Genomic DNA, 12842 nt, shown 5'->3' with positions numbered 1-12842 from the left:
GTTACCTTTAAAAAATTTTCTATATTGACGGATATAGTAGTTCAAGCACCACAGTTGGAACAACATAATATAAATTCCGAATTATGGTATTTTTTTAGAAATTCATAAACTGAATATGTGGGACTAAGAGATATCCCTTGAATTTGAGCTTTATCATTTCGTAAGTAATCATTAGAAACGATACTGTCAATGTTTGCTTGTAAATATTTAAACGAAATAGTTCATAAGAATAGATAAAAAGAGTTCGCATTTTTCCGCGAACTCTTTTTATCTATTAATCTATTTTATTTAATAATTTGTACATTTACAGTACGTCTTCCCCAATCCATTGCTTGATCTTTTGATGGAATAAATACATCGATTTTATTTCCTTGGATAGCTCCACCGGTATCTTCAGCTGTTGCATATCCATAGCCTTCTACATACACTTTTGAACCTAATGGAATGACGTTCGGATCAACTGCAATAACCTTTTGATCAGGGTTTTCTTTTAGATTTACACCTGTTGCTGTCGTTCCTGAACATCCATCACAATTTGCCGTATAGGCAGTAGCCTCAACAGTAATTTCTTTAGCTACAGTAGTTTCTTCTTTAGGTGTTTCCTTTGCAGCTGTAGTTGTTGCAGCTGGTGCAGCTTCCTCTGTCGATTGAGTAGGAACAGATTGCTTCTCAACTTTCATTGGCTGTGCTTTCTTTTGATCCAAGTTGATGACAAGTTCATCTCCTGGATGAATTAGATCTGTATGTAGTGCATTCCATGATTTTAATGAATCAACTGTTATTCCATATTGTGAAGAAATGCCCCAAAGTGTATCTCCTTTTTTAACAGTATAAAATTCTTTAGAAGATACAGTTAATTCTTGATCTGGATAAATTGTATGGTTAGATAAGTTATTCCATTTCATTAGATTCTCTACGCTAGTTCCGTATTCCTGAGAAATTCCGGAAAGCGTATCCCCTTTTTGTACCTCATACTGTTGAGCTGATGCACTAGCCCCCATTGTAATAGTTAGTGTTGTTGCTGTTGCTAGTGTAATGAATGATTTCTTCATTATTCATCCTCCTTTTTGTCAGCTTTAATTTTGCTAACATGGTACATGCTAACACAGGAGTATATCATTACAATTACGAGAAAGTAATGAAGTGAATACATTTATATTTCACAAGAAAATTTGGTTGTAATTTTATTTACGCTACTTATTTATAAGTGATATTACCAGTATAAAATTAGTTCAATCGAAATTGGCAACTTCTTTCCTAAAGTAATAGTACCGAAATTGAATGATTGATTCAGTTAAATAAGCTTTATAATTATTTATCAAATCAAAAAGAAATGCAGCTTTTTAGCCGCATCTCTTTTTTTGATATAAGAATCGTTTTGTGCTTTAACGAATTACCGTACTCGAGAACCGTCCCTCAATGCGTTAAAGTGTTAATATGATGGGTTCTCCTTTTGTTATGACGATGGTGTGTTCTACTTGGGCGACAAAGCTTTTATCTTCAGTGATGTAGGTCCATCCATCATCTTTTTGAACGATATATTCTGATTTTGTTGAGATAAAGGGTTCGAATGCAATCACCATACCATCTTTGAGGAGTGCATTATCCCATGGATCAAAGTAGTTAAGAATATGATCAGGAGCCTCGTGTAGTGAGGATCCTACTCCGTGTCCAGTTAAGTTTTTAATAACCGTAAAGCCATTTTTTTGTGCTTCTCTTTGTACAGCTTTACTAATCCCATTTTTCTTAGAGCCGGCTCTTGCTTTTTTGAGTCCTGCATCAAAAGCTTTTTGTGCTACTTCGCAAAGTGTATATAGCGTTTTATCTCCTTTACCTACAACAAATGATATACCCGTATCTGAGTAATATCCATTTTTTGAACCCGAGACATCAATATTCACTAGATCGCCCTCTTGTATCACACGTTCTCCAGGGATTCCGTGGGCTACCTCTTCATTCACACTAATACAAGTGAACCCGGGAAAGTCATATTCTCCTTTAGGTGCGGATAATGCCCCTTTTTCTTCAAATAACTTTCCTGCGTGCTCATCAAGCTCCTTAGTCGTGATTCCTGGTTTGGTCATCTCTTTTAGTTCGTCACGGATTCGTGCAACAATTTCTCCAATTTCTTTTAACGCTGTTAATTCCTGTTCTGTTTTTACAATCATCTTATCTTCCTTCTCTATTTGTATTCTTTCTATACTATACAAGATATGTTTCCTTATTTAAAGAAATATAGGTCTTCTTTAAATTATGTGAGTGAATTGAAATGTTTTAAGTCTTATGATTTATTAAACAAATAGATCGTAATTTTCTTCTAGTACAATTCAAGTTTAATAAAAAAGAGGTATGATCATTGCAGTTATAATGGCGCTTAAGGCCATTGCCACACCACTAACCGCCCCCTCTATTTGCCCTTCCTTGATAGCTTGAGCAGTACCGATCCCATGAGCAATTACTCCAAATGATAAACCTTTGGCAACAGGGTGTTGAACTTTGACTATTGCAAGAAATATCCCCCCAAACATTGCTCCAAAAATCCCCGTTAAGATGACCATAATAGCAATTATGGTAGCATCAGCATCGATAACCTTTCCTACCTCAACAGCGACTGGTGTGGTTACAGACTTAACGGTTAAGGCATTGACAATTTCTTTACTTAGATGAAAAATTTTAGCCAAATAGATAGCAGAAAAAATAGATGCCATACTTCCCGCAGCTCCCCCAAACAGAACAGGGATGAAATGTTTTTGTAGTGTTTTTCGATGCTGATAAAGCGGTAAGGCTAATGCTACCGTAGCTGGACCAAGCCAATATGTAATAAGCTGATGGGCTACTGAATAATCTTTGTAAGAGATATTAAAAAGCAAAAAAGCAAAAATAATAAGAATCGTTGAGGTGAAGATAGGAGTTGTTAACGGGTGAGTAAAACGAAGTGAAATCTTCCTTGAAAACATGTAACAGGCGATTGTTATCATTATACTAATTATTGTGAGGATATGATTCGCGGTCATCTTTATTTTTTCTTCCCTTCATGACAAGTTGTGCTGTAAGACCTGTGAAAGTCATTCCTATAAAAATACTAATGAGTAAAAGTAAAACAATCGTCCAACCACTTTGTAAAAATAATTCGCCAAACGTCATTACCCCAACAGCAAACGGGACAAAGAAAAAGGCTAAATGTGTTAAAAGAAAATTAGACACATCGAAAATCCATTCTAATTTTACAACACCGGTTACTAGCAGAATAAATAAAAGCAGCATTCCAATAATGTTGCCTGGGATCGGTAAATCCAATAGCGCTACCAACCCATTTCCCACCTCGTAAAGTAAACACAACAACAATAACTGAAAAAACCAATATAAATATTTCATATCATAAAGCATACCACATCAGGTGCGTGGCGCGCCCTGTATTTTTGTCGAATAAAACTCCCCTTAACCGACAAATCAGATGAAGGGGAGTTGGTTTTTTATCTGTTTAATTCTTTCACAAATGCTTCTGCCGTTGATTGACTTGATCGAGGGTTTTGTCCGGTAACAAAATTCTCGTCAACCACTACATGATCTGAAAATGCTGCTAATTTTTCAAAATATGCCCCCTGTTCACGAAGTTTAGATTCAAGCAAGAATGGCATGAGAGAATCTAGGTTAGTTTGTTGTTCTTCCTCATTAGTAAACCCTGTTACCCTCTTTCCGTCTACGATCCATTTTCCAGTGGAAAGCTTTACATCCACAAAACCAGCAGGACCGTGACATACAGCACCAATTATCTTATTATTTTCCGCAAAATGAACTAACGTATTGTTTAGTGTGGCATTGTCTGGGAAATCAAACATTGTTCCATGACCCCCAGGAAGGAAAATTCCACTATACTCTTGGATATTGAGTTGAGAGAGTACTAGAGTGGTATTGAGTTCATTAATAGCTTCCTTCCATGTATCTGGCTGCTCTTCCTCCCCCACACTGCTGGGGTCAATTGGAATGCTTCCTCCATTAATACTGGCTACGTCTACAATAAATCCATTCTTTTTAAATTCGACATACGGTTCAGCAAATTCAGACAACCATAAACCAGTGTCTTGCTCATCAGTAATATGATCCGTGTTCGTTAAAACCATAAGAACCTTCTTCATCGATAACGACCTCCAAATCTTATTCTCGTAACTGTATATCCGAATTCAACCTCAACTAAACTTCTTAGTATCCTTTAAAAAACAAATTACGACAAATTTTGACTGGTACCAGGCACGGCCCAGAATTTGTCGATAAAAAAAGCACTGGTCGCAAGTTTTGCTTCCTTGTGCTTGATTGGCTTATATGGTTTTTCTATGGATAAAAAGGACCGTAAGCGTGACACTTGTGAATAAAGTCAAGATATAAGCTAGTGGATTGATGTTTTCCCCAAATAGCATTAGAGAGATAGAAAAACAACCGAATTGAATAAATAATAAAAGGCTAAGCAGTTTTCCAACAGCTTTTTGTTTATACTTACTTGAAACAGGAAGAAAATGAAAAGGGATTTGGCTTATAGCTTCATAAAAATATTTAATTAATTGGAACCCAGTAATAAATTGAATGAAACCTACGAATAAAAATAACCATATTTCATTCAAGGAGGCAAAACTAATAACAATGACACCAATGATTGTTAGTCTTAAGAAAAGTCCAAATGAATCTCCTTTACGAATAAATGTTCTTATTAAATAATAAAGTGTGGCCTCATTACTAAATAAGGCAAGGACTGCATTTAAATACGCTCTTCTTTTTACTCTTTTTTGATACTCTTTTACATCAAGAAATTGGTTAGCTATCGAATAAAAAATTAAATCTGCCCTAGATTGTGATTTAAGAAAAGCCTCCCATGGAAAAGCAGTAGTTTGATAAATCCTCATTGAATATAGCTGGAGAGAAATAGATAATAATAATCCAATGATTAAATATTTCATTTCACTTGAAACAAATATAAAACTGTATACAAAACTATGAACAAACATTAACAACCAAGTGAAGAATCCCGAATGTTTTCTTCTAAGAACATAGGAATAGGATACATTTAAGCCTAAAACAATCGACAATCCAATGATCAAGAGAATATTTGAAAGAATCGTCATTTCATGGTTTTGACTATATAACGGGAGTACTATAATAACTCCGATTAATAATAAAGCGAAAGAACGAATGAAGGAAAAAATACGTCCTTTTTTAAAATAAGATTTTTCTAACGCCCGCTCTAAAGGTAATAAATATAATGTGTCTGCTCTCTTAATGAATAATCTAATTTGAACACATGCAATAAATCCACTCAATACGAATGAAGTTAATAGATTTGTTGGGAATGTTTCCGGTAAATTCTTTAACCAGCCAATGTAATAGTATATTCCTGTTACAAGGAGAATTAATAATCCTATCAGCAGACCACCATTTACCATATAGGAAAAATAGTGTACTCGGATTTTAATATAGGATTGAAATCTTCTATTCCAAAGGGTATTTAAATCCATTACAATTCTATCCTCCATGAACTGGGCTTTAAACTTTGCCCTTCTCCCTCAATATTTATAAATTTAACCTTATATATATCAATTGTTTATAAATTAATGATTCCAGCCTTTCTCTGCAAATGGATACATCTACAAAAAAAGTCTCAAATTATTAAGGACATTAATAACTTCAACTTTCAAAAACAAAATTGACCTTCCGTTCTGCTTTGTCCCAAGCAAGGGCAGCACTAAATTTTTTCTCCCCTTTAGAAAAACCATCAATCATTTCTGTTTTCCCTTCTTTTAATAAGAGTTTAATATTTTTCTGAGTGATACTCTTTGAGAGGATTTTTTTAGAGATAGTGAAAGGGCACTTTGTTTTATTGTATTGATGACACCCATAAAATTTCCCTTTATCTACTACCTTTCCATTACATATCGGACAATTTCCAATTGAACCTGTCCTGCCTTTAGATTTCGATTTTTTCTGAATAGTAGAAGTATCATATTTACTAAAATTCCAGGAATGTGATGTATTCACGGCGTCTTCAATGATTTTCGTACACAACTTTTTTACTTGTGCCATAAATTCAGGAGCAGATGCTTTTTCTTCCCCAATTTCTTTTAATCGTTGTTCCCATTTTGCCGTCATTTCTGGCGACGCGAGTACTTTTTCTCCGATCGCGTCAATGAGAACCTTCCCTTTATCTGTTGGATAAACAATATTCTTCTTAACCTCAATATATTTCCGGTCTTTTAACATGGTAATAATTCCAGCACGTGTTGCTTCTGTACCCAACCCTTCTGTTCTCATAAGAACTTGCTCAAGTTGTTCGTTTTCAATGTATTTTCCAGCTGTTTTCATCAGTGTAATGAGCTGTCCCTCTGTATATCTTTTAGGAGGCTGGGTTTTCCCTTCTTTTAAGTCAATTTTTGCAACTTTTCCTGAACTCCCTTTTTCTATATTGGGTAACTTAATTTCATGATCCTTTTGTTTTATTGGAATGACCTTTCGAAAGCCCTCTTGAACCACTTGAGATCCTTTAGAAAGGAATTTAGCTCTTTCATCGACTAAGGTGGTAATAGTTGTTGTATTTATGATCGAAGAGTCATAATGAGCGGAAATTAATCTTTTTAGAATTAAGTCATATATTTTCCTTTCATCATCAGATAATTTATCAGGGTCTTTTATCTGTTCAGTTGGAATGATTGCATAATGATCCGTTACCTTCTTTTCATTTACAAAACGTTTATTATGAATAATTGTATCTTTAGGAAGTGGAAATAACTCTTTATATTTTGGTAATTTTTCAATTTTGGATAATATATCAGGAAACGCTCTAGCTTCTTCCGATGTAACATGCTGTGAATCTGATCTTGGGTAAGAAACGATGCCTTTCTGATATAGCTTTTGCAATACGTCTAATGTTTTCTTCGGTGGAAACTTATACATATTATTAGCCGTTGATTGAATACTTGATAAATTAAAAAGCATTGGTGGTTGGTATTCTTTTCGTTCTGAATCGATGGATTCAATTTTTGAGGGTTTTCCCTCGCAGAACTTGGCAATTTTCTTCGCTAAATCCTCTTCTTTTATCCGGCTCCCTTTTTCGCCCTCCCATTTCCCTTGAAATGTTTTACCTTCATGGTTAAAGGTTGCTATAACTTCCCAAAAAGGTTCGCTTTTAAAGGCATCAATTTCTTTATCTCTTCTTACAATCAATGCTAATGTTGGAGTTTGTACTCTACCAGCGGAGAAAATATCAGACATTCCATGTTTGTTGAGCAATAATGTATAGACTCTCGATGCATTCATCCCGACAATCCAATCAGCGCATGCTCGTGAATATGCTTCATAATATAGACTTCTTGTTTGATTGTCTTCTAATAGATTTCTGAAACCGTCTTTAATTGCATTTGGAGTCAATGAAGAAATCCAAAGCCGTTTCATTGGTTTACGGACTCCTGACATTTGAATAATATTGCGAATAATGAGCTCACCTTCCCTACCGGCATCCCCTGCATGGATAATCTCATCTACTTCAGCTTTCTTTAGTAAATTTGCCACTATTAGATACTGTTTTCTTTTACCTGCAGTAATTTCATATTGAAATCTCTCGGGAATAATAGGCAAGTAATCTAAAGACCACTTTTTCCATTGTGATTCATACTTTTCAGGTGCTTGAAGCTGTAGTAAATGACCTACCGCCCAAGTAATTAAAGCACCATTTGGAAAAAATTCATTTGCTTGAATTTCAATGTAACCTTGTTTCTTTACAGATGAAAAAGGCTTCGCAAGAGCGGCACCTTGATCTGGTTTTTCAGCTATTATAACTTTCATCTAGTAATCTCCTAAGCAAATTTTTCATATAATCAAATTCTAATATCTAAAGGTGAAAATGTAAAAGCGCATCATAAATTTTCGTCATCTAAACTTATAAAGGCTTTGATGAGAAGGAAAGGGAAACAAAGTCCAAAATTTTGAAGAATGACTAAAAGCCAACTAGGAGTAGGATTAATCTAGACCATACGGGGGGAACTGTCAAGTAGAATCACATTATTATTCAGTAAGGATAAAGAATAGGAACCACTTTTTAGTTTTTAATTCCTAATACAGTGGTTCCATCCTTCCATTTTATTCTACACCAATTAATATTGCGTTTCCATTTCTACCCACTTTTATATTTGCATAATTGATATTGTTTTGAACATCAATCCCTGTTCCTTCTTGGACAAAATAACTCTCAATTCCATAAATGATTGAGCCCGAACCATTCAATACCCCATTTATAACGATATCTCCAGGTTCTGAATAATACCTTTGATTCCACTCGCCGTTTAGTTTGAAATAACCTCCATAATCATGGATTCCTTCATTATTCTCCCTTAGAACAACCTGGATTTTATGTTTTTTTAAATCTTGCTTCACTATCTCTGAAAGATTTGAAATTTCATAGCTAAGTGATACATAATCTCCTTGAAGGAGTGAGCGTGGATCAACAGGTGATAATTCTAATTTCACTAATTTTCCCTCTCTTAAGAGGGTTTCATTTCCGTATACCTGATAACCGATTAATCCAACTTGTAGGAGAATAACCAAAAGTATCCCCTTCCATTTTGCAAACAAAAAATTAGTACCCTTATAACCTACACGATATTTCTTCTCAAAATAGATTGCACAAATTAAAAACAAGAGACCCAAGACAAAAAATAAAACAGACTTGTGAATAAGTTTCCAAGCAAGGTCATAATACTTGTAGGCAATAAATAAAAACCAAAAGCTAATAGAGACATACCATTCGAACATGACTCGTTTTGTTTTAAGCCAAAAGCAAACTGCTGTAATTAGCATAAAAAAGCTAGTATTGTAAACAAAATAGAAAAATGTACTAAGTTCAGGTAAGACAGTTAATGTAATAAAATAACCAAGCATTATGATATAGGCTGTGTATCGTAACGGTGTTTTAACTATTAAATAACTCAACAAATTGATTATAAGTAAAACCAGAACAACATAATGACCTTCTGTAAACCATTCTGTCAATAAAAAATAACTGATGGCATTTAATAGCAGATACTGAATGACATTTAAACCCTTTGATTGTACTATAAAGAGGCTTCCGAGTAGGATCATAAATAGAATTATTTTCAAATAAATATCTTCATGAAAAACACTGGATATAAAAGCGATTGAATATCCAGTAGTTAATAATGTATATCTAATGGTTTCTGGCCACTTGAAGATTGAACTCGGGATGATAAAAACGATAAGGGCTAAGAAAAACAATAATATCATTGAGAAATCCTGCGTCATTAAACTAACTAAACCGAATATTGAAATAATGAAAAAGACGGAAGCGACAAATGTCACAGATGAAATCACAATGGTTTTAAATACTACGTTTGATTTTGAAGTATTTAAAAATTTTAATAAAATAATGCTTCCACAAATTAGAAATAACGCAATAGCTATTAAAATCAGAAAGAAAAGCTCACCGAAATACAATCCCATATACTCAAATGCCTTTGTAATCAAATAAAATGCGGCCGCAATACTAAGTAATGTAATGAAAATCTTATCTTCACTCTTTTTAATGTAATAATAAAACCCAAGTGCGATTGATAGGATGTAGAACACATTGATGTATCCCCCATATGTTGGGAAATGGTGTGAAATACAAATATAAATCATGATCATTTGTATCAATGAAAATGATACAAAATAGAGAATCTTAGACGAAAATACTCTTTTATTTATCATTAAAAATAAGAATGAATTGATAACAATAACTCCAATTAGGACCAATAATAATTGATTTTCAGACCAATCAATAAAATAACTCGATGGAAAAAGATAAAAATAGATGCATAAGTGAGCTAAGATATAGCTTAGAATATAAAATGGCTGGTAATGGGTATAAAAACTTAAAATGATCATGGGGATGAGCCAAATAAGAAATAACAAATAACTATCTGCATGTGAATTATATAGCTGTCCAATGAGTGCGACTGAAAGCCCGAATGATATTCCGGCTGCAATAAACATCCAGTGGGATAGGAATGACTGATTTTTTATTGCTTTTGCCAATATATAACTTAGTCCATAAAAAAATAGAATAATAACCGCACTAAGCCCGACTTTCGTTAACCGTTCTAAGCCCTGCCAGTTTGAAGCGAAAAAATATAATACACTTGCTAACAACATACTGACTCCAAATAAATAACTTAATTGAACGACTCTTACATTCATGTTGTCCTCCTCCGTCTCCTTGAATTGGGATCGTACCTATTTTATTCATTTTTGTCTGCTTTCAATACCCTATTCATTTAGAAATCCTTATATTAAACAATTTTCCTATCAAAGTTCATATTAGTCCAAGCTTTTTCTATTTAATTAACATATAAATAGAATGGAGGTGATATTTATCATGACGACTATATTAATAGACCCAGGACATGGAGGTAGCGATCCTGGTGCCCAATATAAAGGTTTTAATGAAAAAGATTTTAACTTAGACATTTCATTAAAATTACGAAATTACCTACTACAAAACTATCAAGTGAATGTTATTATGTCGAGAACAACAAATGAAACGGTAAGTCTTGAAGCTAGAACAAACCTAGCTAATTCTAGGAATGTCGACTTCTTTCTTTCCATCCACCATAATGCAGGTGGAGGAACAGGATTCGAGAGCTATATCTACAATGGAAATATCAGTAACCAGACTGTTCAATATCAGAATACGATTCATGACAATATTATATCAAGAATTTCGTCCAAATATGGTGTTGCGAACCGTGGTAAAAAAAGAGCTAACTTTCATGTACTAAGGGAATCAAGTATGCCAGCATTGTTACTAGAGGTTTTATTTATTGACAATGATAATGATTTACGACTGATGCGGAATTCTCAATTTGTTAACGACGTAGTAATTTCCACTGGTGAAGGAGTAGCCAAAGCATTAAAGCTACCAAAAAAGGAAAGTCCTCCTGCTAATGGTACACTTTATAGGGTAATTGCAGGGTCATTCAGAGAAATAGAAAACGCTGAAACCCGCGTATCCTTTCTAAAGAGTCATAATATTGAATCCTTTATTGATCCAGTAATCGTAAATAATGAACGTTATTACCGTGTCCAAGCAGGAGCCTTCAAAGAAAGAGAAAATGCTGAACAGCAAGTTACTAAATTGAGCAGTATTGGTATTGAAGGAGCGTTCATCATAACAGAAAAAGGGGACAATGAGACTCCTCCTATACAAACACTGTATAAGGTCATTGCGGGGTCATTTAAAGAAACGGAAAACGCTGAAAACCGTGTTGCATTTTTGAAAAATAAAAACATTGATTCTTTTATTGTACCAGTGATATTAAATAATGAACGCTTTTACCGAGTACAAGCAGGCGCATTTGAGAAAAAAGAACATGCTGACCTGCAAATAGCTAAGCTCAAAAGGCTAGGAATTGCAGGGGCGTTTGTAATTGTAGTCAATGGCGAGGATGATTCCCCTCCACCAGCACCTGAAGGTTATCCAATCGAAGGCTCAAGTGTTTTAAGAGGTAAACAGTTAGATCAATATGTAAAAACAGTCAATCAAACCGCTCCACAGCTTGGGCAGTTATATGTTGAAATTGGTTCTAAATACGGTATTAATGGGGATATCGCTTATTCACAAGCCGTTCATGAAACAAATTATTTTCGTTTCACAGGAATTGTTAAGCCTGAACAAAATAATTATGCAGGTATAGGGGCAACTGGTCCTGGAAACCCTGGGGCGAGTTTTAAAACACCTAGAGAAGGTGTTTTAGCACATATACAACATTTATATGCATATGCTACCACAAAGCCTCTTCCTGAAAATGAGGAATTAGTCGATCCTAGGTTTTCACTTGTCACACGAGGCTCTGCTCCAACTTGGGAGTCATTAAATGGAAAGTGGGCTGTACCCGGTGACAGGTATGGACAACTTATTTTAGGTATTTATGAAAAAAATATAAACGATGCAATCAATGAATTAGATAAACAGAAGCAGCTTCTTCAGAAGCGAAAAAATGAAATAAAATAAAAAATAAGGATTTTTCCCGGTCTCTAAGTAAAGGGGATGATCTCTTTTGATTTTGTTTTGTAATGGATATCCTGATCAGTTCTTATCTTCTAGTACCACAAACGAAAAAAGCGCTGACCTAAACAGTCAACGCTTTTTTCGTTTTGTTGTAACCCATTATGAATTAAATGCATTTAACATCCAGATATGTTGTTCAAGTGATGTTTTAATTCCGATAAATAAATCTGCAGTTGGTTGATCCTGTGAATCTTCCGCTGCTTCAATTATTTTCTTGGAATCATTCACAACGTGCTGAAAATCTTTTGCTAAGTGGTCCACCATCTCTTTAGCGGTTTCTTTCCCATTGGATTCTTCAATAGAAGCCGTTTCAAGATATTCCTTTAATGAAGCGATCGGTTTTCCTTTAATAGTGAGAATTCTTTCAGCAATTTCATCAATATATTTTCCTGCTTCGTTATAATACTCTTCAAACTTTTCATGTAGAGTAAAAAATTCAGGGCCTGTTACATACCAGTGATAATTGTGAAGCTTTGTGTAAAGAACATTCCAGTTTGCAAGTTGTTTGTTGAGTGCTACTACTAATTGTTGATTCATTTGCTATCTCTCCTTTTATCGTTGTACAAGCTTATTATATACTTATTTATAATTATTATCAAATAATAAATATTATAATTTAACTTTTTGCATTTACTTCATTAATGATTTCCAACCATCCGTTTTTCATACACTAAACGAGAGAATTTATAAAGAATACACAAAGACAAAGAGATTATCCATTCTTTTGTTTCTGGCTGAG

Annotated in this window: 10 protein-coding genes; 1 reads left to right on the top strand and 9 read right to left on the bottom strand. The window is 34.2% G+C overall.

From position 1 onward, the window contains the following. Positions 1-284: 284 nt before the first annotated feature. The 8 genes from JOC86_RS01980 to JOC86_RS01945 form a co-directional block, all read right to left on the bottom strand. Positions 285-1052: a 3D domain-containing protein gene (locus JOC86_RS01980; RefSeq protein WP_205168098.1), complete on the bottom strand. Its 768-nt coding sequence runs from the start codon at positions 1050-1052 to the stop codon at positions 285-287. Positions 1053-1424: 372 nt separating this feature from the next. Further along, positions 1425-2168, bottom strand: a complete 744-nt coding sequence (map, locus tag JOC86_RS01975; RefSeq protein WP_205168097.1) for a type I methionyl aminopeptidase — start codon at positions 2166-2168, stop codon at positions 1425-1427. 165 nt (positions 2169-2333) lie between these two features. Further along, positions 2334-2978 carry an LrgB family protein gene (locus JOC86_RS01970; protein ID WP_205168096.1) on the bottom strand — a complete coding sequence of 215 codons (645 nt, stop codon included), beginning with the start codon at positions 2976-2978 and terminating at the stop codon, positions 2334-2336. Positions 2979-2982: 4 nt separating this feature from the next. Then, a complete protein-coding gene (locus JOC86_RS01965; protein WP_205168095.1) occupies positions 2983-3309 on the bottom strand; it encodes a CidA/LrgA family protein in 327 nt (108 codons plus the stop codon). A gap of 164 nt (positions 3310-3473) precedes the next feature. Beyond that, positions 3474-4136, bottom strand: coding sequence for a type 1 glutamine amidotransferase domain-containing protein (locus JOC86_RS01960; RefSeq protein WP_205168094.1), 663 nt, complete (start codon positions 4134-4136; stop codon positions 3474-3476). Between the two features lie 180 nt (positions 4137-4316). After that, positions 4317-5522 (bottom strand): ABC transporter permease, encoded by a 1206-nt coding sequence (locus JOC86_RS01955; protein ID WP_205168093.1) that lies wholly within the window; start codon positions 5520-5522, stop codon positions 4317-4319. A 151-nt stretch (positions 5523-5673) separates the two neighbouring features. Next, the gene (locus JOC86_RS01950) at positions 5674-7824 is read right to left on the bottom strand and encodes a DNA topoisomerase III (RefSeq protein ID WP_205168092.1); all 2151 of its coding nucleotides are present in this window, start codon (positions 7822-7824) and stop codon (positions 5674-5676) included. A gap of 294 nt (positions 7825-8118) precedes the next feature. After that, positions 8119-10233: a GDYXXLXY domain-containing protein gene (locus JOC86_RS01945; protein ID WP_205168091.1), complete on the bottom strand. Its 2115-nt coding sequence runs from the start codon at positions 10231-10233 to the stop codon at positions 8119-8121. A 178-nt stretch (positions 10234-10411) separates the two neighbouring features. Here JOC86_RS01945 and JOC86_RS01940 point away from each other — a divergent pair, with 178 nt between their 5' ends. Continuing rightward, entirely contained in the window at positions 10412-12046 is a 1635-nt protein-coding gene (locus tag JOC86_RS01940; protein ID WP_205168090.1) for an N-acetylmuramoyl-L-alanine amidase, read from the top strand. Positions 12047-12202: 156 nt separating this feature from the next. Here JOC86_RS01940 and JOC86_RS01935 read toward each other — a convergent pair whose 3' ends face one another. Then, complete coding sequence (locus tag JOC86_RS01935; protein WP_205168089.1) at positions 12203-12640, bottom strand: Dps family protein; 438 nt, start codon at positions 12638-12640, stop codon at positions 12203-12205. Positions 12641-12842: the final 202 nt, after the last annotated feature.

This window comes from Rossellomorea pakistanensis, assembly GCF_016908495.1.
Taxonomy (GTDB): domain Bacteria; phylum Bacillota; class Bacilli; order Bacillales; family Bacillaceae_B; genus Rossellomorea; species Rossellomorea pakistanensis.
This window is presented reverse-complemented; position numbering and strand designations above follow the sequence as displayed.